This window comes from Streptomyces sp. rh34, from assembly GCF_002551245.1.
Classification (GTDB): domain Bacteria; phylum Actinomycetota; class Actinomycetes; order Streptomycetales; family Streptomycetaceae; genus Streptomyces.
The window spans coordinates 1-18,581 of record NZ_NTGZ01000076.1 but is presented as its reverse complement, the minus strand read 5'-3'; the positions used below and the strand labels follow the sequence as shown (position 1 = coordinate 18,581).

Below are 18,581 nucleotides of genomic sequence, written 5' to 3'. Positions count from 1 at the left end.
CCGGGAGCCGACGACGGCGGGAGGCATGCTCTTGCAGGCCGACACGTGCGACGACGGAATGCCGTCGTTCTTCGACCCGAGGACCGTCGCGGCCCTGTTCGACGGAGCTCCGGCCGCCGTCGCCATCCTCGACCACGATCTCCGCTACACCTACGTCAACCCGGCCCTCGAACGGATCAACGGACTCCCCGCCGACTCCCACATCGGGCGGACGTTCTCCCAGGCGCTGCCCGAGCTGCGCGGTCAGGCCTCTGCCCTGCGCGCCGTCCTGGCCGACGGGAAGCCCCGCGAGGAGACGATTCAGGGGCAGACCTGGGCGGCGGACGAGACGGCGGACCAGCGGTTCTGGCGCGCCACGTACAGCCGTCTGGACCTGGACGGGGCGGCCTGCGGCCTGATGGCGATCGTCGTCGAGATCACCGACGTCACCCGTCAGCGCGAGGAGCTGGAGGAGGCGCGCGGCCACGTCACCCTGCTGAGCACCGCCGCCGTCCGGATCGGCACGACGCTCGACATGGACACCACCTGCCGCGAACTCACCGCGTTCGTGGTGCCCGACTTCGCCGACGTCGCGGCGGTCGACGTGTTCCCGGCCGAGGTGGGGCACTCCGTACGCCGCCCGGAGCCCGGAGTCGTACGGCTCCGGCGGGCAGCGCTGCGGGGCGACGGCGACCTCGACGAACAGGTGCAGCGGTTCGGTCACCCCGGGGAGTACGTCGACTTCGCGGCGGACTCCGCGGTGACCCGCTGCCTGGCGGAGAGCGAGCCGGTCCTCGACTACTGGGAGGACCGCGGCAGCGGGCGCAGCGCCGCCACCGCCGACCGGATCACCGCCTCCCGGGCGCTCGGGCTGCGCGAGGCGCTCGTCGTCCCGCTCACCGCCCGCAGCCGGCCGCTCGGCACCCTCACCCTCGTCCGGGCGGACGGCTCACCCCGCTTCAGCGACCAGGACGTGGCGGTCGCCCGCGAACTCGCCGTCCGCGCCGGCGTCGACCTCGACCACGCCCGTCGCTACGACCACGAGCACAGCATCGCCCGCGAACTCCAGCGCTCCCTGCTCTCCGAGCCCCGGGGACCCCACCCGCACGTCGAGATCGCCACCCGGTACCGCCCCGCCGACGAAGGCGTCCTCGTCGGCGGCGACTGGTTCGACGTCGTGCCGCTCCAGGACGGCCGGCACCTCAAGGCGATGGGCGACGTGATGGGCCACGGAGTGGAGGCGGCCGTCGCGATGAGCCAGTACCGCTCCCTCCTGCGGCTGCTGGCGGGGGAGGACCTGCCGCCCCACCAGATCCTGGAGCAGCTCGACACCATGGTGGAGCGGTCGGGCGTGGACCGGGCGGCGACCTGTCTGCTCGCCGTCGTCGACCGGTTCGGCGGGGTGTGCGAGGTGGCCAGCGCGGGCCATCTGCCCCCGGTCTTCATCGACCCGGGGGCAGATGGGGCCCGGGTCGTGCCGGTGCCGGTGGGGCCGCCGCTCGGCACCGGGTTCGGCGGCTACCGGACCGCGTCCGTGCCCTGCGGCCCCGGGACCGTGCTGTTCATGTACACCGACGGCCTGGTGGAGCGCCGGGGTGAGGACATCGACGTGTCCGTGGGGCGGCTGGCCTCGCTGACCCTCCCGCGCGGCGGGCATCTGGAGGACCTGCTGGACCAGGTGCTGGACCGGTTCGGCGAGGACGCGGAGGACGACATCGCCGTACTGGCCTCCCGGATCCGCGAGGGCCCGCCGGTGGTGCGGCCGACCCCGCCGGAGTGACGGAGAGGCTGTCCGGCCCCCCGCCCGGGGCCGCGGTGATCCCGGAAGGGCGGCGACGGCACGGTCGTACCCCGGCGGGTGGCCGCTCAGTGACCGGGGGCGGGTTTCGGCCTGTCGGCCTGTCGGCCTTGTCGGCCTTGTCGGCCTTTCGGGCGGAGCCGGGGTGGGGCCGGTGCTCAGGCCGCTTCCGGTTTCTCCTGCCGCCGGCCGCGCAGCTGCCGCAGTACGAGGGCGGCCGAGGTGATCAGCGGCAGCAGCCCCGCCACCGCGTCCGCGGTGTTCAGCTTGTCGTGCGCGCCCTTGGCCCGGCGGACCTGCTTGGACGCCCTGATGACCGCGAGCGCGCTGCTGCCCAGGCTCAGCACGAGCCCGGCCTTGCTGCCGCGCAGGCCCTTGGCGGGCGCGGACCGGTTCTTCGCCATCGGAGGTACCTCCAGCCTGCGGGCGGCCCCGTGCTCGGGGCGCCCTCCCCGTACACGTAACCGGGTGTCCGCCGCCCCCGCAAACGGGACGGCCCGCGGCGCACGGCCCGGTGGGCGGACCGCGCACGGGCCGTACGCCGCGCTCCGACCCGGTGACGCCGGCCGGTCGCCCTCAGACGAACGCGTACGCCACCGTCGTCGCCGCGCCCAGGCCCGCGCCCGCCACGGTCTGGGCGACGGTGTGGTAGCCGAGGGCGACCCGGGACCAGCAGACCGCGCAGGTCAGCGCGTACGCGGCGAGCCACCAGGGGGAGTGCGTGACGGCGAGGAGGGAGACGGACGCCGAGGCCACCGCCGAGTCGACCGAGATCTTCCACACCGTGTTGACGGCCAGCAGGCCGATCGTCATCACCCACAGCGCGAGCATCGCGACGAGAATGCCGCGGGGCGCGTCGCCCAGTACCATCACCAGCGATCCGGCGCCGATCGAGCCCAGGATCACGAAGAAGATCGGGGCCCGCTTGGTGCGGTCCACCACATGGCGGTCGCCCCAGGTGCCGCGCCCGCGCTCCCACTCGATGTAGCCCGCCGGTATCAGCCCGGCGCAGAGCGCCCCGAGGAAGCCCCATAGCAGCCCCGTCCAGTCGCCCGCCGCCGCCAGGCCGATGCCGAGCATGCCCGCCAGCAGGACGTTGCGCGGCTGGAGGACGTCGGTGACGGTGCGCGCCGCGGACGCCGTGCGGACGGAGGCGGTGGGGATCCCCTCGCCGGTCGTGGTGGCGGTCATGCGCTCGTCTCCGTCGTGCGGGTGGTTTCGGCCGTCGCGGCCGCGAGGACCGAGCGGGCGCGCTCCTCGCCGACCGTCCGGTACGCGGCGGCGACCCGGACCAGCCGGGCCACCTCGCCGTCCTGGTCCGCCGCGTGCTGGGCGGCGACCGTCGCGGCTCCCCCGGCGGGCGCGCCGGATTCCTTCGCGAGCAGGGCGGCGCGGATCCAGTAGGCGTCCGTGAGGGACTCGGCCCGGCGCGGGTCGTCCGTGTCGCGGGCGGCGGCCCGTCCGGCGGCGGCGAGCAGCGCGTCGGGCACGTAGTGGCGCAGCTTCTCGGCCGCGTCCGCGATGTCGGCGGCCCAGCGGTCCACCCGCAGGTCGGCCGGGACGTTGAACCGGGTCAGCTCGCGGGCCAGGGAGGCGGGCGGGTCGAACGGCTGGTCCGGGAACGCGGCCATCAGCTCGTACCAGAGGGCGTGCAGCCGGACCTGGGCCCGCCACAGCCGGGCCCGGCGGGCGCCGGCCGCGAAGGCGGGGACGGACGCGCCGAGGGCGAAGAAGGCGAACAGCACCAACTGCGCGGCCTCGGTGACCTGGTCGAACCGCAGGGCGAACGCCTCGCTCGGCTCGTCCACCACACTGATCCAGAGGAACAGGGTGCGGCTGACGGTGTAGCCGACGCCGATGATCATCGCGAACGTCATCATCCCGAGCCCGATGCGCAGATGCCGCCGCCGGGTGTCGAGGGTGGCCAGCGCCCACTGGAAGGCGCAGACGGCGGACGCGGCCCCGAGGTAGAGGTAGAAGACGCTCATGTAGAGCGTGGCGCCCCCCTCCCCGGCGTGGTCGGAGACGAAGCGGTCCGAGGGCTCGGAGCGGTCGACGACGGTGAAGAACAGGACGGTCAGCAGGATCAGCGTGGCGACGGAGGCCTTGGCCGCCAGCTTCTGCACGAGCCGGGCGAACCGCACGTGGCGGGGGACGGAGCCCGCTTCGGGGTAGCTGCCGTAGATGGCCACGATGTAGCTGAGGATGGCCAGAATTGCCACCGTGGCGGTGTAGTGCTTGATGAGGACGGCGAGATCGGTGACGGCGCTGTTGTTGAGGCCGATGCGCACCGCCTCGGTCTTCGTCCACAGCGCGACGGCGAATCCGGCGTAGCAGCCCCACAGGGCGCGCCGTCTGCGGTCCTCCTCGTCGCCCCACAGGGCAGCGGGCATACGCCACAGGGCAACGGCCGTCATCAGGCCGGCTATCAGGTAGCCGGCGAGATCGAGGGGGGTCACGGCGGTGTTCGTCCTCGGGGTCGGGAGCGCGGGGCGGGGGCCCGCGGGTGGGCCGGTGGCACGTGTCAGGCGTCGCCGGACCGTCTTCCGGGGAAGAGACCGCGCCGTCGGTGGGCCACCGGGCGGGACAGGGAGTTGTCCAGCCGCCCCACCATGTCATCGGTGGTGAGGTCCCGCGCCATCCGGGGGATCAGGGAGGCACCGAATTCGGCCATGCGTTCGTCGTGGGTCGCGTACTGCGCACGGGCCTGGACGGTGCCGCCGCCGGAGGCGAAGGACGCGGCGGCGGCCGGGGAGATCATCCGGGCGATCAGCGAGGTGTCGAAGGCCGGGAGGAGCGCGCGGAGTTGTTCCGCGTCGAGCGTCGTCCCGTGGTCGAACCACTCGTGGCACAGCTCGTGCAGGATCACGTGCTGGGTCTGGTACGCGGTCGGCCTGCGGCGGTAGAGGACGAGGCTGGTGCCGCCCGACTTCAGGCGCAGCCCGCAGGCGGCGTTGACGCGGGCGAGGCGGTCCGGCATCTCGTGCAGCCGGATCGTGCGCCCGCTCGCCTCCTCCATGTTCGCGACGAGCTTGTCCAGCGTGAAGGGAACCGGGATGGGCAGGTCGGCGAGCCCGGCCTCGCACTCTTTCCGCAGTTTCCGCAGGGACATGACCAAGACGCTACGCTGCCGGGCCCGCCGGGTGCTGGTTCACGGCGGAATCGGTGCCGCCGCTTTCCCCCTCCGGGCCCTCCTTCTCCCGGGCCGCGTCCTCCAGCAGGGACAGGGCGAACCGCAGCAGCTCCGGTGGGAGCCCGTCGTCGTCCAGGCCCCGGCCGGCCAGGCCGCTGATCTCCCCGGTGCGCCGCTTGGCCAGGAACTGGAGTCCGGCGACGACGTCGTCGACGACCTCGGACTCCTCCTTGAAGAAGCGCCAGTCGACGCCGAACCCCAGGCCGAGGGCTTTGAGGATGTCCTCGGACGGCTGGGTGACCTTGCCGGCCAGGATGTTGGAGAAGTAGCTGTGCGACAGCGAGCCGCCGCGGTCGCGGACCAGCTCGGCGAAGACCCGGCCCGAGATCCTCTGTCCGGGGAAGGTCTTCTCGACCATGTACTCGACCTTTTCCCGCAGCGAGTCGAAGCGGGGAAGCTCGTCCGGACCGGGGGGTTCGACGGTTTCGGGACCGCGTTCGCCGCCGTCGTCCATGGCCATCCGGGCCTCCACGATCACCTCGGAGTCGGAACTGAGCTTGCGTAAACACTCTACGTCACTGTTAACTCGAAAAAACACGGGCAGGGGACCACGAGGGGAGTCCCTTGCCCGTGAATGATCCTGGGCCCCGCGACGTCCGGAGCGGCCTCCGGACAGGGGTGTAGCCCTTCACGACGGGGGATGCGTGAAGGGCTACGCGTGCATTATGGCCCCGCGGTCCTCCCGACGACAACTGACCGGTCGGTCAGTGATCTGCGGCGGCGGGTCCGCCGCGCCCTTCCCGGCGGCCCAAATCTGTTGCGGCCGCGATAGACATGGCCTGCCCGGGCGTTTAGGGTTTCTTGTGCAGTCACGTGAACCAGTGGTACGCAGCGGAGGCGCACCCCGCAGGCGTACGGCGCCCGGCTCCTCCGGTCGCGCGTGACGGAAGAGGTGCAGATGCCCCCGGAGACCCCCTCGCACGCCATCGACCGGCTCGACGACGACGATTACCCCGCCTACACGATGGGGCGAGCCGCGGAGATGATCGGTGCGACGCCGGGGTTCCTCCGGGCCATCGGCGAGGCCCGGCTGATCACCCCGCTGCGGTCCGAGGGCGGACACCGCCGTTACTCCCGCTACCAGTTGCGCATCGCCGCCCGCGCCCGCGACCTGGTCGACGCCGGCACGCCCATCGAGGCCGCCTGCCGCATCGTCATCCTGGAGGACCAGCTGGAGGAGGCGCTGCGCCTCAACGAGGAGCTGCGCGACCGGTCCGCCCGCACCGGCGGTCCCGCCGGGCGTTGACGGCCGCCGGGCCGTGGGGTGCGCGGGCTCCGCGCGGCCCCGGAAAAATATCTGCATTCGTCAGCACAGAATTTCGCGCAATGCGCGATGAGGCTTTTCTCTTCCCGGTCTGTTCCGACACGGCCGGTGATATTAGGCACCTGCCTCTTCCGGTCCCATCGTGCTAGTGTTGATCTCAGTTGCAGTTGTGGTTCCCAAAAACTTCAAGTGTTCTTGCCGGTCGGATGTCGGCGGGCACACTTTTGTATTTCCGGTGTTCTTCCGGACGGGGTAATCATCGCGGCGACGTGGGGTCCGCACAGTGTGGGCCCGCGGGCTCTGCCCCTAAGGAGATATGACATGGCTACTGGCACCGTGAAGTGGTTCAACGCGGAAAAGGGCTTCGGCTTCATCGAGCAGGACGGCGGCGGCGCTGACGTCTTCGCCCACTACTCCAACATCGCCGCCTCCGGCTTCCGTGAGCTGCAGGAGGGCCAGAAGGTGAACTTCGACGTCACGCAGGGCCAGAAGGGCCCGCAGGCCGAGAACATCACCCCCGCCTGATCACTCAGGTAGTACTGCGCAGCTGGGGCCCGCACCTTGGGGTGCGGGCCCCGGCTCGTTGTCGTTTCCGGGGCCCGCTCTGCGCGCCCCCCGACGAAGCCGCGTCCGGTGCACTGTTTCCCGGCGGCCGGGCTTCGTTTTCTTTTGTCATTTCATCGGCTCGTTCTTGCGATTCTGGGTGCCGTTCACGGTCGCTTCCCGAAAAAGAATCCCTCGATACGTGCCCCATCGAGGAAAGGTTCTAGATGAACCGCGAACGCACGCCCCGCTCGAACGACCGTTTTTCCCGCACCCGCTCCGGCGGCGGTGCCCCCCGCTACTCCGGTGGCGGCGGCGAGCGCCGCGCCGCGGGCTTCGGCGGCGGCCCCAAGCGCTCCGGCGGCTCCGGCGGCTCCGGCCGGTCCGGTGGATACGGCCGCCGCTCCGCCTCCGGCGTCAAGGGCGAGTTCGCCCTGCCGGTGACCGTCACCCCCGCCCTCCCCGCCGCCGAGACCTTCGGCGAGCTGGAGATGCCCGCACCGCTGAAGGCGGCGCTGGTCGCCGAGGGCATGACCGTGCCCTTCCCGATCCAGGCGGCCACCCTGCCGAACTCGCTGGCCGGCCGGGACGTCCTGGGCCGGGGCCGCACCGGCTCGGGCAAGACGCTCGCCTTCGGCCTCGCGCTGCTGGCCCGCACCGCCGGCCGCCGCGCCGACGCCAAGCGCCCGCTCGCCCTGGTCCTCGTCCCCACCCGGGAGCTGGCCCAGCAGGTCACCGACGCGCTCACCCCGTACGCCCGGTCGCTGAAGCTGCGCATCGCCACCGTGGTCGGCGGCATGTCCATCGGCCGCCAGGCCAGCGCGCTGCGTGGCGGCTCCGAGGTCGTCGTCGCGACGCCGGGCCGTCTCAAGGACCTGATCGAGCGCGGCGACTGCCGGCTGGACCGCGTCACCATCACCGTCCTCGACGAGGCCGACCAGATGGCCGACATGGGCTTCATGCCGCAGGTCACCGAGCTGCTGGACCAGGTGACCCCGGACGGGCAGCGGATGCTCTTCTCGGCCACCCTGGACCGCAACGTCGACCTGCTGGTGCGGACCTACCTGAAGGACCCGGTCGTGCACTCCGTCGACCCGTCCGCCGGCGCCGTCACGACGATGGAGCACCACGTCCTGTACGTCCAGGGCGCGGACAAGTACGCCACCACGACGGAGATCGCGGCCCGCGACGGCCGCGTGATCATGTTCCTGGACACCAAGCACGCGGTGGACAAGCTCACCGACCACCTGCTGCACAGCGGGGTCCGGGCGGCGGCGCTGCACGGAGGCAAGTCCCAGCCGCAGCGCACCCGCACCCTGGAGCGCTTCAAGACCGGGCACGTCACGGTGCTGGTCGCCACCAACGTCGCGGCGCGCGGCATCCACGTCGACAACCTCGACCTGGTCGTCAACGTGGACCCGCCGAGCGACCACAAGGACTACCTGCACCGCGGCGGCCGTACCGCCCGCGCCGGTGAGTCCGGCAGCGTCGTCACGCTGGTACTGCCGAACCAGCGCCGCGAGATGACCCGGTTGATGGCGGACGCCGGGATCACCCCGCAGGTCGCCCAGGTCCGCTCCGGCGAGGCCGAGCTGAGCCGGATCACCGGTGCGCAGACCCCCTCCGGCGTCCCGGTCGTCATCTCCGCCCCGGCCAAGGAGCGCGGCAGCAGCCGCGGCGGCGCGTTCATGGGCCGCGGCACCAAGCGCGGCGGCGGGGCTCCGGCCCGGGGCCGTCGTCCCGGCGTGCCGACGCCCGAGGCCCGCGCGGCCGCCACGCAGCGCCGGAACAACCGCGCCGCGTGATCGATCGGTGAGGCCGGCGGTTCGCCGCCGGCCTCACCGCACGCCCGGCGATCCCTCCCGGCGCGTGCACCGGGCCCCGTGTCCGGGCTCTGTTACGTCCCCTCCGTGCACTCGACACGTCCTCCGTGCACTCGACCCCTGTTGAGGAACCATGCGCTGTGTCATCGCCCGCTTCCCGTTCGATCTGTTCAAGAACGAGGTGGAGGACTCGATGAAGGGCATCAAGCCCGAACCCGTCACGGGCGACGCGGTGGTCATCAGCCGCCGGGTCTACCCCGTCAAGCAGGTGGGTGAGGTCATCACCCGACAGGACCGCCGGGACTTCAGCTCCGCCGAGGTGGTCCGGGCGCTGTCCAAGCTGGGCTTCACCTGCCGTACCGCGGAGTCGGCCGTGCCCGCGCCGGCCCCCGCCCGTACCCCGCTGGAGACGGCCTCCGCCCTCCTGGGGACTCCGGCGGAGGCGCGGAGCGAGGCTCCCGGAGCGGTGTCCGCACCCCGGGCCGACGGGGTCTGAGACCTGCTTACCGGCCCCGCGACGCCGTCTTCGGGCGTCGCGGGGCGTGCGATGATCCCCGCCATGATGAGGAAGCTGACCGTGCTGGGCGTGACAGTGGTGGCGTTCATGTCGCCCGCCACCGCCGCGTACGCCGACGAGACGCACACCGACGCTCACAACGGCCCGCAGGTGGCCCTGATCTCGACGGGCCAGATCGACGATCCGCTGGAGGACGTGCTGGAGCACGTCGCGGTCCTCGGCCACAACATCATCGTGGACTGAACCTCCCCCGGAACCTCCCCCGGAACCTCCCTGGGAACCTCCCCCGCTCTCCCGGCCGTTCGGCGTCTCAGGACGCGCGGGCGGCCGGTGGTTTCTGCCGGGCCCACTCCATGCGCGGCTCCAGCAGCGGACGCAGCAGCCACCGGACCGGGGGCGTGCACAGGAGGGTCATGATGACGACCGCGCCCAGGGTGACGGCGACCGTGCCCATCGTGGTGTCGAAGAACGGGCCGTCGTAGAAGCCGCCGTACTTCAGGCCCCGGACGACGAAGCCGTGGAGCAGATACCCGTACAGCGTGCAGGTGCCGAGCGTGGTCATCCAGCTGCGGCCCCGGGGCACCCAGGCGAGGAAGCACCCGCCCAGCACGATCGCGGCCACGAACAGCAGGACCGTGGCGGTCGGGCCCGTCCACTCGGAGACGCTCAGCACCTCGGTGCTGTTCTTCCGGAAGAACCACGACGTCGAGGTCCGGGGCACCAGCCAGTACGCCACCAGCATCCCGGCCACGAACACCGGCACCGAGGCGACCCGCACCCAGGTGGAGCGGAGAGCCGCGAAGTGCTCCGGGCGCAGCCGCAGGCCGAGGACGTAGAACGGCAGGAACTGCAGGATGCGCTGGATCTGGAGACTTCCGTCGGCGGCCGGTGACACCGTCGCCAGGGCGGCGATGGCGAGGGAGACCAGCACCGGGAAGCGCACGGTCTGCCACAGCGGGGTGGACAGCCGCCAGAGGAACAGGGCGGGCAGGAACCACAGCAGCCAGTAGGGCTCCAGCAGCGAGAGGGGGTAGTCCGGTTCGCGTGCCGCCCGCTCGAAGAGCGTGTACAGGATCTCGAGCAGGACGTAGGGCACCAACAGGCTGGTGACCAGCTTCCACACCCGGTCCGGCCGCAGCTCGAAGTTCCGCGAGAAGTAGCCCGCTATCAGGATGAACACCGGCATGTGGAACGTGTAGACGAAGGTGTACGCGGCTTCCACGAGGCGGCCGGGGGGCAGGGGCTCCCACGCGTGCCCGATCGCCACCAGCACGATCGCCAGGTACTTCGCGTTGTCGAAGAAAGGGTCGCGGCCGCCGGACGGTGGCTTTCCGGTCGTCGGGGCGCCGGCAGCGGCGGTGGGGCGCGGCTGCTCGGAGGTGAGGGGGGAAGACATCCTGACACCCTAGAACGCGGAGGCGTTCCCTCCGCCCGCTGTGTCCTTCGTCACTTCAGTCAGGGTCGGTGGGGCGCCCGAGGGGTGATCCGGGAGTGACCCGGGGGGTGTCCCCACCCCGGTCCACCGGGCTCCCGTATGGGCAGCGCGCTCCGGCTCAACAAGGCTGTCCCCATGACGACTTGGAGCCGAAAGGCCTTACTTCTCACCGTCTCCGCCGCTGCGGCGGCCGGCACGCTGACCGCTGTCGGCGCGCCCGTGGCGCACAGCCGCCCGGCGGGCCCCGCCGTACCCCGGCTCAGCTGGGGGGCCTGCGACCCGGTCCCGGGGACGCCCGTCCCCGACGGGCAGCAGTGCGCGACGCTCCGCGTTCCCCTCGACTACAGCGTTCCCGGCGGGCGCACCGTCGACGTGGCGGTCACCCGGCTGCGCACCGACCGGCCCGAGGCGCGGCGCGGGGCCCTGCTGGTGCTCGCCGGCGGCCCCGGCGGCTCGGGGGTGCAGCGCCTCGCACAGAAGGGCGAGGCGCTGCGGGCCGCCACCGAGGGGGCCTACGACCTGGTCAGCCTGGACCCGCGCGGCGTCGGCGGCTCCACCCGGGCCGGCTGCGGGATCCCCGAGGCCGACCGGCACCTGGTGACGCTGCGCGCCTGGCCCGCGGCGGACGGGTCGATCGCGGAGAACGCCGAACGCGCCCGCCGCACCGCCACGTTGTGCGCCCGCGACGGCGGCCCGGAGGTGCGGTCCTTCACCACGCGGAACCAGGCCCGCGACATGGACCGGCTGCGCGCCGCGCTGGGCGAGCGGAAGCTGTCGGTCTGGGCGCACTCGTACGGCAGTTACGCCGGGGCCGTGTACGCGCAGGAGCACCCGCACCGCGTCGACCGGCTGGTCCTGGACAGCGTCGGCGACCCGGACCCGACGCGGGTGGCGTACGGCTGGATGGCGAACGTGGGACCGGCCGTCGCCCTCCGCTTCCCCGACTTCGCGGCCTGGGCGGCGGACCCCGCCCGCGAGGCCGAGGGGCTCCGACTGGCCCGGCGCGCCGAGGACGTGGAGCCGCTGTTCCTCGCCCTGGCCCGGGAGCTGGACCGCCACCCGAAGGAGTCGGAGGCCCCCGGCGTCCCGCTGACCGGGAACCGGCTGCGGCAGGCGCTCCAGAACGCCTTGATGAGCGACAGGACGTTCGCCCCGCTGGCCCGGCTGATCCGGTCGGCGCAGGACCCGGAGGCCCGTCCGGTGCTGCCGCCGGAGCTCGCGGGCGCGATGCCGGACGAGGACGCGACGCTGACGATGGCCGTGGTCTGCAACGACGTGCGCTGGCCGGGGCCGGATTCCGGGTACGCCCGCCGGGTCGCCGCCGACCGGGCGCGGTATCCGCTGACGGCCGGGATGCCCGTGAACATCTCCCCGTGCGCCTACTGGAAGTACGAGGAGGAGCCGAGGCCCACCCGGATGACCGACGAGGGCCCCTCGAACGTCCTGATGATCCAGAGCCTGCGCGACCCGGCCACCCCGTTGGCCGGGGCCCTGAAGATGCGGGCGGCGCTCGGCGAGCGGGCCAGGATGGTCACGGTCGAGCGGGGCGGGCACGGGATGTACCTGGGCAACGGCAACGCCTGCGGCGACCGGGTGGTCAGCGACTTCCTGGTGACCGGGAAGCGCCCCGCCGGGGATGCCCACTGCCCGAACCGAACCGGCGCCCGAGGGGCACAGAGGGTGTCATAGCGGCTGATTCCGTGGTTTTCCTTGCTATACACGAGCGATGGAGCACCCCGGGACCCTCGTCCTGATCATGGCCCTGGCGGTTCTCGCCCCGCTGCTCGGTTACGCGACCGGGCGGTGGCTGCCGGTCCCCGTCGTCATCTTCGAGATCGTGCTGGGCGTCCTGGCCGGGCCGGATGTGCTCGGCTGGGCCCACCACGACCAGGTCATCGACACCCTGTCCGACCTCGGACTCTCGATGCTGATCTTCCTGGCGGGTTACGAGATCCGGTTCGCCGAGGTCCGCGGCCCCACCCTGCGCCGGGCCGGCGGGGCGTGGGTCCTCTCGTTCGCCGCGGGCCTCGGCGTCGCGCTGCTGATCAGCGGGGCGGACCTGGCGAAGAGCCTGGTCATCGGCACCGCGCTCACCAGCACGGCGCTGGGCGCGGTGCTGCCGATCCTGCGGGACTCCGGGCGGCTGGAGGGGCGGTTCGGGTCGGTGGTGATGGCGTTCGGGTCGGTCGGGGAGTTCGGCCCGATCATCGCCATGGCCCTGCTGTTCAGCGGCCGGAGCCCCGGTGCGGCGAGCGTGGTGCTGGCCGCGTTCGCCGTCGTGACGGCGGGCGCGGTGGTGTGGGCGGTGCGGCCCCGGCCGCCGTGGTTCGCCCGGCTCATCGCCGTGACCCTGCACTCCAGCGGCCAGTTCGCGGTCCGCTTCGTGATGCTGCTGCTCGCCGGGATGCTGGGCCTCGCCCACGTGTTCGGCCTGGACACCCTGCTCGGCGCGTTCGCCGCGGGGATGCTGACCCGGCTCGTCCTCCAGGGGGCGGTGCCCGAGAGCAGCGGGCAGGTCCTGGAGCGGATCGAGGCGATCGGCTTCGGCTTCCTCGTACCGTTCTTCTACATCGTCACGGGCATCGACTTCGACCTCGCGGCGCTCCTGGACGGCGGGCGTCCGCTGCTGCTCCTGCCGGTCTTCCTGCTGCTGTTCCTGCTGGTGCGCGGGGTTCCGGCGTATCTGCTGGCCCCGCGTGACCTGACCGGGCGCGGCTCACGGACCGCGCTCGGGCTGTTCTCGTCCACCTGTCTGCCCCTGGTGGTCGCGATCACCGCGATCGGCCTGGACGAGAAGGTGATCGGGGCGGGCGAGGCCGCCGCCCTGGTCGCCGCCGCGATGCTGTCGGTGCTGGTGTTCCCCCTGCTGGCGTTCCGGCTGCTGCGCGGGGAGGAGGGTGGCGGGGGCAGAACCGTCCCGGGCCGGGAGGCGGAGACCGGTGAGGCGTGGTGAGGCGTGGTGAGGCGTGGTGAGGACCGGCGGGCGGTGGCCCGGGAGTGCTGCGGTCGCGTCCTGGCGGGCGGTGGCTCCGGTCGCTTCCCGGTGGGCGGTGGCAGGGTGACGATCGGGCCGATGAGGGCGGCCGGCGAGGGGAGTGTCACTCGAACGGCCCGCTCCTCTGCGGAGCCGGAGGCCAGACCGCAGGGTGGAGTGCATGTGGTCCCGCCGACTCGTTCTGGGCGCTCTGCTCCTGCCCCTGGCCCTCCTGGTGTTCGGGGACGGCCCGGCGCTCCACGCGCCGGGGACGGAGCTGGCCTCCGGGCCCCGCCCGCCGCGGGGACTGCCGCAGCCGGCCGTCGTCAGCCGCCGGGAATGGCACGCGGACGAGGACCTGGTCCGGGAGGGGCCGCACTACACCGGAGCGGCGCGGGCGGTGTTCGTCCACCACACCGGCAACCCCAACGACTACGACTGCGCGGACGCCCCCGACCTGATCCGGGCCGTCCAGAGCGACCACATCCGGCAGGACGGCTGGGACGACATCGGCTACAACTTCCTCGTCGACCGCTGCGGCACCATCTACGAGGGCCGCGCCGGCGGGGTCGGCCGCTCGGTGCTCGGCGCGCACACCAAGGGGTTCAACACCGACACGGTCGGCATCGCGGCGATCGGGAACTTCGGCGCGGGGGCCGAGGTGCCCGGGCCGATGATGGACGCACTGGTGAAGCTGGCCGCCTGGAAACTGCGGCCCGGGGCGGACCCGCTGGGCGCGGTCGACCTGGTCTCGACGAACGACGAGAGCCGCTTCGACCGGGGCCAGGTGGCCCGGCTGCACGTCATCTCCGGCCACCGCGACAGCTTCGAGACCCGCTGCCCGGGTGACGCGCTCTACGGCCTGCTGCCCGAACTGCGGGAGCGCGCCGCGAAGCTGCGCGCCGCCGCCCCGGGGCACTCGGCGGCGGCCCGGCTGCGCCCGTACGTCTGACTCCCGCGGGGCGTGGGGTGCGGGGGCTACCGGGAGACGAACTGAGCGAGTATCGCCTGGACCTCGTAGATGTCGACGCCCTTGGTGAACGTCTTCTGGAGCGGCACCGGGTTGCCCGAGACCCAGATGCTCAGTTCGGCGTCGAGGTCGAACGTCCCGGCCGTCTCCACGGAGAACTGCGTGATGCTGCGGTACGGGACGGAGCGGTACTCCACCTTCTTGCCGGTGATGCCCTGCTTGTCGACGAGGATCAGCCGCCGGTCCGTGAACAGGATGCTGTCGCGGACCAGCAGATACGCGGCGTGGATCTGCTCGCCCTGCCCCAGCAGCCGTGCGTAGTCCTGCTGGGCGGTGGCCGGGTCGATCGTGTGGGCGTTGCCGAACAGCGACATGGGTCCCCGTCTCTGGTGGTCTCGTGGTGTCGTGGTGTCGTGCGAGAGGTGCGTGCGGAAGCCGGACGTACGTACAGAAGTACGTGCGGGGCGGGATCTTGGTTCCCTTTGGTTCCCCCGCCCCCGGGAGCCGGTGGCGGACCGGCCGCCGCCCCTACAGCGGGACGACCGTCGCCTCGGTGGCCTTCACACTGGTCCAGACGGTGCTCCCGTCGGCGATGCCCAGGTCGACGGCGGCCCCCGGGGTGATCTCCGCGACGAGGTCCGGGGCCTCGGCGGAGGTGATCAGCAGCCGCAGCCGGCTGCCGCCCGAGGTGATCTCACGGACCGTGCCGGGCCAGACGTTGCGGGGGCTGCCGGTGGGCCGTTCCCGGTGTACGGAGACGGCTTCGGGCGCGATGACCGCGAGGGCGTCCGTGCCCGCCGGGAGGGGTTCGGCGACCACGAGGTGGCCGCCGCCCTCCAGGGCCAGGCCGTCCGCGGTGGCGGTGCCGGGCCAGGCGTTGCGGCCCAGCATCCGGGCCACCCAGGGCGAGCGCGGGTGCCGGGTGACCTCGGCGGGCGGCTCGTCCTGGATGACCCGGCCGTCCTCCAGCACCAGGACCCGGTCGGCCAGCGAGACGGCCTCGACCGGGTCGTGGGTGACGATCAGGCAGACCCCGCCGAAGTCCGCGAGGTGCCCGCGCAGGGTGTGCCGCACCCGGGCCCGGGTGGTCTGGTCGAGGGCGGCGAGCGGTTCGTCCAGCAGCAGGAGGCGGGGGCGGGCCGCCAGCGCGCGGGCCAGGGCGACCCGCTGGGCCTGGCCGCCGGAGAGCCGGCCGGGCTTCCGGTGGGCGAGGTGGCCCACCCCGAGCCGGTCCAGCCAGCGCTGGGCCTCGCGCCGGGCCTCGGCGCGGGGCACGCCGCGGGCGCGGAGCCCGTACGCCGTGTTGGCCAGGGCGCTCAGGTGCGGGAAGAGCGCCCCGTCCTGGGGCACCCAGGCGACGCCCCGGCGGTGCGGGGGGAGTGCGGTGACGTCGCTGTCGCCGAGGCGCAGGACGGCGTGCGCGCGGGGCGTGAGGCCGAGGAGGGCCCGCAGGAGCGTCGTCTTGCCCGCGCCGTTGGGGCCGACCACCGCGATGGTGGTGGAGCCCGGGGCGTCCAGGGTGAGGTGCGTGAAGCCGGTGACGTCGGCGTGCAGCGGCCAGGGTTCGGACGGCGCGGACGTCGTCGTCGTACGGGAGGCCTCCTCGGTCCCGCCGGTCTCGTACGCCCCGGTCCCGTACGTGCCGGTCGCCCCGTCCGTACCGTCGGAGCGGTCGGGAACGGACCGGCGGCCGGAGTCCCGGTGGTCGCCCGGGGTGCCGGTCCAGCGGCCCCGCAGCGCGATCAGGACGGTCATCGCGATGGCCAGGAGCAGCAGCGACACCGAGGTGGCGGCCTCCGGCGAGTCCTGGAGCAGCAGATAGACCTGGAGCGGCAGGGTCTGTGTGGTGCCGGGGAGGTTCCCGGCGAAGGTGATGGTCGCGCCGAACTCGCCGAGCGCCCGCGCCCAGGTCAGGGCGGCCCCGGCGATCAGCCCGGGGGCGACCATCGGCAGCGTCACGGTGAGGAACACCCGGACCGGCGAGGCCCCGAGGGAGGCCGCGGTCTCCTCGTACCGGGGGCGCAGCCCGCCGAGCGCGCCCTCCAGCGAGATGACCAGGAACGGCATGGCGACGAACGTCGCCGCGAGGACGGCCCCCGAGGTGTGGAAGGGGAGGGTGACGCCGAAGGTGTCCTCCAGCCAGGGGCCGAGGAGCCCGCGCCGCCCGAACGCCAGCAGGAGGGCGACGCCGCCGACCGTGGGCGGCAGGACCATCGGCAGCAGGACCAGCGAGCGGAGAGACGCCTTGCCGGGGAACGGCACCCGGGCCAGCAGCCAGGCCAGCGGCACCCCGAGCAGCAGGGAGAGCCCGAGCGCCCACAGGGAGACCAGCAGTGAGAGCCGCAGCGCCTCGGTGGTGGCCTCGGCGGTGAGATGGGCGCCGAGCTCTCCCCAGGAGGTGCGGACCAGGATCCCGGCGAGCGGCAGCATCAGGAACACCACGGCCAGCAGGGCGGGCACCGTCAGCAGCAGGGGAGCGCCGGCCCCGGGGGCGCGGCGGCCGGGACGTTTCATCGGTGACCTCGTCGGGCTCGGAGTGCGGGCTCGGAGTGCGGGCTCGGAGTGCGGTGCCCGGGGTGCGGTGCCCGGCAGGCCTGTCGGGTCGTTCGCCGCGGGCCCGCCGGGGCGTGGTGCGGTCACGGCTGCTGGAAGCCCGCGCCCCGGAGGATCTTCTGCGCGGCGGGCGTGGAGAGCCAGGCGACGAACGCGGCGGCGGCCTCGCGGTGCTGCGACGTCTTCAGCGTGGCGGCCGGGTAGGAGGCGATGGCGTTCTGCTCGTCCGGGATCTCGACCGCGTCGACCTTGCCGGTGGCGGTCGCGGCGTCGGTCCGGTAGACGAGCCCGGCGTCCGCCTCGCCGAGCGAGACCTTGGACAGGACCGCACGGACGTTGGGCTCCTGGGAGACCGGCTTCACGTCGATCTTCCACGCTCGGAGGATCTGCTCGCCGTAGCGGCCCACCGGCACCTCGGGGGCGGCCAGGACCACCTTCAGCTTCGGGTCGGCGAGGTCCTCCAGACTCCCGACCTTCTGCGGGTTGCCCTTGCCGGTGGCGATGACCAGCCGGTTCCTGGCGATGACGGCCGGCTCCCCGGTGTCGTCGGAGAGACCGGCCATCGTCCTGGTGTCGGCGGTGACCAGCGCGTCGGCGGGGGCGCCCTGCTTGACCTGTGCGGCCAGTTCCTGGGAGCCGGCGAAGGAGAACGTCACCTCGGTGCCGGGGTTCTCCTTCTCGTAAGCGGCCCCCGCCGCCTTGAAGACGTCCGTCAGGGAGGAGGCGGCCAGCACGGTCAGGTCGGCCGCGGGGGCGCCCGTCGCGGCCCCCGAACCGCTGCCCCCGCCCGTGTCCTCGGCCGAGCCGGAGCCGTCGCCGCAGGCGGCGAGCGGGATCAGGAGGGCGCAGGTCAGGGCGGTGGCGGCCGCACGACGGCGATTGATCACGCGGCGGTGGTCGATCACGCGGCGGTGGCTGATCAGCGGGGGCATGAGGGCCGGGCTCCTTGGGTCTCGTCGTCGGCCGGTCTTCAGACGCGGTCGATGTGCACGCTGGTCGACTTCACCCGGGCGGTCGCCCGCATGCCGACCTCAAGACCCAGCTCCTCCACCGCCTCCCGGGTCAGGAGCGAGACGAGCCGGTGCGGCCCGGCCTGGATCTCGACCTGGGCCGCGATGTCGCCGAGTTTCACCGCGGTGACGATGCCCGGGAACGCGTTGCGGGCCGAGGTGTACACGGCCTCGTCCTCGCCGCCCGTGCCCTGGCCGACCTCGATCGAGAAGGCGGCCAGCGCGCGGCCGTCGATCAGACGCCGGCCGGCCTCGTCGCGATGGGTCGCGACCCGGCCGGCATCCGCCCAGCGGCGTGCGGTGTCGGGGCTGACCCCGAGAAGTCGTGCTGCCTGGCCGATTGTGTAGGACTGCATGTGCGACACGCTAGACCCATCAGGCTGGCATCTGCCATTCTCTGGACGATGATCCATCGCAGGTGCGGGAGATCTCGGAGGAACGTACGGGGTGCGCGCACCGGACGTACGGGCCGCGCGGACCGGCCGCGCCGGGTGCCGGGCCCCGAGCCGCGCCGGGCACGCG

The 18,581-nt window shown here is 73.0% G+C and carries 19 protein-coding genes; 9 read left to right on the top strand and 10 right to left on the bottom strand.

Annotated elements, in window-relative coordinates; all coding sequences use genetic code 11:
* Nucleotides 1–25: 25 nt before the first annotated feature.
* On the top strand, nucleotides 26–1,759 hold the full coding sequence (locus tag CR470_RS16460; protein ID WP_179892271.1) for a SpoIIE family protein phosphatase: 1,734 nt from the start codon (nucleotides 26–28) through the stop codon (nucleotides 1,757–1,759).
* 176 nt (nucleotides 1,760–1,935) lie between these two features.
* Here the strand turns inward: CR470_RS16460 and CR470_RS16455 are convergent, their stop codons facing one another.
* The 5 genes from CR470_RS16455 to CR470_RS16435 form a co-directional block, all read right to left on the bottom strand.
* Nucleotides 1,936–2,181 carry a hypothetical protein gene (locus CR470_RS16455; protein ID WP_097868345.1) on the bottom strand — a complete coding sequence of 82 codons (246 nt, stop codon included), beginning with the start codon at nucleotides 2,179–2,181 and terminating at the stop codon, nucleotides 1,936–1,938.
* 172 nt (nucleotides 2,182–2,353) lie between these two features.
* A complete protein-coding gene (locus CR470_RS16450) occupies nucleotides 2,354–2,968 on the bottom strand; it encodes a hypothetical protein (protein WP_097868344.1) in 615 nt (204 codons plus the stop codon).
* Entirely contained in the window at nucleotides 2,965–4,236 is a 1,272-nt protein-coding gene (locus CR470_RS16445; protein WP_097868343.1) for an MAB_1171c family putative transporter, read from the bottom strand. Before CR470_RS16445 ends, CR470_RS16450 begins: the two co-directional genes overlap by 4 nt.
* A gap of 65 nt (nucleotides 4,237–4,301) precedes the next feature.
* Nucleotides 4,302–4,889 (bottom strand): toxin, encoded by a 588-nt coding sequence (locus CR470_RS16440; protein WP_097868342.1) that lies wholly within the window; start codon nucleotides 4,887–4,889, stop codon nucleotides 4,302–4,304.
* Between the two features lie 10 nt (nucleotides 4,890–4,899).
* Nucleotides 4,900–5,430, bottom strand: a complete 531-nt coding sequence (locus tag CR470_RS16435; protein ID WP_097868341.1) for a hypothetical protein — start codon at nucleotides 5,428–5,430, stop codon at nucleotides 4,900–4,902.
* Nucleotides 5,431–5,868: 438 nt separating this feature from the next.
* Between CR470_RS16435 and CR470_RS16430 the strand changes: the two genes are divergently transcribed.
* The 5 genes from CR470_RS16430 (at nucleotide 5,869) to CR470_RS16410 (ending at nucleotide 9,360) form a co-directional block, all read left to right on the top strand.
* Nucleotides 5,869–6,216 carry a MerR family transcriptional regulator gene (locus CR470_RS16430; RefSeq protein WP_097868340.1) on the top strand — a complete coding sequence of 116 codons (348 nt, stop codon included), beginning with the start codon at nucleotides 5,869–5,871 and terminating at the stop codon, nucleotides 6,214–6,216.
* Nucleotides 6,217–6,555: 339 nt separating this feature from the next.
* Entirely contained in the window at nucleotides 6,556–6,759 is a 204-nt protein-coding gene (locus CR470_RS16425; protein WP_015609674.1) for a cold-shock protein, read from the top strand.
* A gap of 245 nt (nucleotides 6,760–7,004) precedes the next feature.
* Complete coding sequence (locus CR470_RS16420; RefSeq protein WP_097868339.1) at nucleotides 7,005–8,582, top strand: DEAD/DEAH box helicase; 1,578 nt, start codon at nucleotides 7,005–7,007, stop codon at nucleotides 8,580–8,582.
* A gap of 151 nt (nucleotides 8,583–8,733) precedes the next feature.
* The gene (locus tag CR470_RS16415; RefSeq protein ID WP_056702005.1) at nucleotides 8,734–9,096 is read left to right on the top strand and encodes an SCO5918 family protein; all 363 of its coding nucleotides are present in this window, start codon (nucleotides 8,734–8,736) and stop codon (nucleotides 9,094–9,096) included.
* 51 nt (nucleotides 9,097–9,147) lie between these two features.
* The gene (locus CR470_RS16410) at nucleotides 9,148–9,360 is read left to right on the top strand and encodes a hypothetical protein (protein ID WP_097868338.1); all 213 of its coding nucleotides are present in this window, start codon (nucleotides 9,148–9,150) and stop codon (nucleotides 9,358–9,360) included.
* Between the two features lie 67 nt (nucleotides 9,361–9,427).
* On the opposite strand, the gene CR470_RS16405 is transcribed toward CR470_RS16410, so the two are convergent.
* The gene (locus CR470_RS16405) at nucleotides 9,428–10,513 is read right to left on the bottom strand and encodes an acyltransferase family protein (protein WP_097868337.1); all 1,086 of its coding nucleotides are present in this window, start codon (nucleotides 10,511–10,513) and stop codon (nucleotides 9,428–9,430) included.
* Nucleotides 10,514–10,687: 174 nt separating this feature from the next.
* Here CR470_RS16405 and CR470_RS16400 point away from each other — a divergent pair, with 174 nt between their 5' ends.
* From CR470_RS16400 to CR470_RS16390, 3 genes are all read left to right on the top strand, one after another.
* Complete coding sequence (locus CR470_RS16400) at nucleotides 10,688–12,241, top strand: alpha/beta hydrolase (RefSeq protein ID WP_179892270.1); 1,554 nt, start codon at nucleotides 10,688–10,690, stop codon at nucleotides 12,239–12,241.
* Between the two features lie 37 nt (nucleotides 12,242–12,278).
* Nucleotides 12,279–13,505, top strand: coding sequence for a cation:proton antiporter (locus tag CR470_RS16395; RefSeq protein ID WP_097868335.1), 1,227 nt, complete (start codon nucleotides 12,279–12,281; stop codon nucleotides 13,503–13,505).
* A gap of 202 nt (nucleotides 13,506–13,707) precedes the next feature.
* A complete protein-coding gene (locus CR470_RS16390; RefSeq protein ID WP_097868334.1) occupies nucleotides 13,708–14,478 on the top strand; it encodes a peptidoglycan recognition protein family protein in 771 nt (256 codons plus the stop codon).
* Nucleotides 14,479–14,504: 26 nt separating this feature from the next.
* On the opposite strand, the gene CR470_RS16385 is transcribed toward CR470_RS16390, so the two are convergent.
* From CR470_RS16385 to CR470_RS16370, 4 genes are all read right to left on the bottom strand, one after another.
* Nucleotides 14,505–14,870 (bottom strand): PH domain-containing protein, encoded by a 366-nt coding sequence (locus CR470_RS16385; protein ID WP_097868333.1) that lies wholly within the window; start codon nucleotides 14,868–14,870, stop codon nucleotides 14,505–14,507.
* A gap of 154 nt (nucleotides 14,871–15,024) precedes the next feature.
* Entirely contained in the window at nucleotides 15,025–17,010 is a 1,986-nt protein-coding gene (locus CR470_RS16380; protein WP_097868332.1) for an ABC transporter permease, read from the bottom strand.
* Nucleotides 17,011–17,132: 122 nt separating this feature from the next.
* Nucleotides 17,133–17,981, bottom strand: coding sequence for a molybdate ABC transporter substrate-binding protein (gene modA / locus CR470_RS16375; RefSeq protein WP_097868331.1), 849 nt, complete (start codon nucleotides 17,979–17,981; stop codon nucleotides 17,133–17,135).
* A 38-nt stretch (nucleotides 17,982–18,019) separates the two neighbouring features.
* Nucleotides 18,020–18,415, bottom strand: coding sequence for a TOBE domain-containing protein (locus CR470_RS16370; protein ID WP_018960838.1), 396 nt, complete (start codon nucleotides 18,413–18,415; stop codon nucleotides 18,020–18,022).
* Between the last annotated feature and the right edge of the window lie 166 nt (nucleotides 18,416–18,581).

Bases quoted from the DNA above. Each gene is read 5' to 3' on its own strand.
- CR470_RS16460 (WP_179892271.1), top strand. From the start codon at position 26: ATGCTCTTGCAGGCCGACACGTGCGACGACGGAATGCCGTCGTTCTTC.
- CR470_RS16455 (WP_097868345.1), bottom strand. From the start codon at position 2,181: ATGGCGAAGAACCGGTCCGCGCCCGCCAAGGGCCTGCGCGGCAGCAAG.
- CR470_RS16450 (WP_097868344.1), bottom strand. From the start codon at position 2,968: ATGACCGCCACCACGACCGGCGAGGGGATCCCCACCGCCTCCGTCCGC.
- CR470_RS16440 (WP_097868342.1), bottom strand. From the start codon at position 4,889: ATGTCCCTGCGGAAACTGCGGAAAGAGTGCGAGGCCGGGCTCGCCGAC.
- CR470_RS16435 (WP_097868341.1), bottom strand. From the start codon at position 5,430: ATGGCCATGGACGACGGCGGCGAACGCGGTCCCGAAACCGTCGAACCC.
- CR470_RS16430 (WP_097868340.1), top strand. From the start codon at position 5,869: ATGCCCCCGGAGACCCCCTCGCACGCCATCGACCGGCTCGACGACGAC.
- CR470_RS16425 (WP_015609674.1), top strand. From the start codon at position 6,556: ATGGCTACTGGCACCGTGAAGTGGTTCAACGCGGAAAAGGGCTTCGGC.
- CR470_RS16420 (WP_097868339.1), top strand. From the start codon at position 7,005: ATGAACCGCGAACGCACGCCCCGCTCGAACGACCGTTTTTCCCGCACC.
- CR470_RS16415 (WP_056702005.1), top strand. From the start codon at position 8,734: ATGCGCTGTGTCATCGCCCGCTTCCCGTTCGATCTGTTCAAGAACGAG.
- CR470_RS16410 (WP_097868338.1), top strand. From the start codon at position 9,148: ATGATCCCCGCCATGATGAGGAAGCTGACCGTGCTGGGCGTGACAGTG.
- CR470_RS16405 (WP_097868337.1), bottom strand. From the start codon at position 10,513: ATGTCTTCCCCCCTCACCTCCGAGCAGCCGCGCCCCACCGCCGCTGCC.
- CR470_RS16400 (WP_179892270.1), top strand. From the start codon at position 10,688: ATGACGACTTGGAGCCGAAAGGCCTTACTTCTCACCGTCTCCGCCGCT.
- CR470_RS16395 (WP_097868335.1), top strand. From the start codon at position 12,279: ATGGAGCACCCCGGGACCCTCGTCCTGATCATGGCCCTGGCGGTTCTC.
- CR470_RS16390 (WP_097868334.1), top strand. From the start codon at position 13,708: ATGTGGTCCCGCCGACTCGTTCTGGGCGCTCTGCTCCTGCCCCTGGCC.
- CR470_RS16385 (WP_097868333.1), bottom strand. From the start codon at position 14,870: ATGTCGCTGTTCGGCAACGCCCACACGATCGACCCGGCCACCGCCCAG.
- CR470_RS16380 (WP_097868332.1), bottom strand. From the start codon at position 17,010: ATGAAACGTCCCGGCCGCCGCGCCCCCGGGGCCGGCGCTCCCCTGCTG.
- modA (WP_097868331.1), bottom strand. From the start codon at position 17,981: ATGCCCCCGCTGATCAGCCACCGCCGCGTGATCGACCACCGCCGCGTG.
- CR470_RS16370 (WP_018960838.1), bottom strand. From the start codon at position 18,415: ATGCAGTCCTACACAATCGGCCAGGCAGCACGACTTCTCGGGGTCAGC.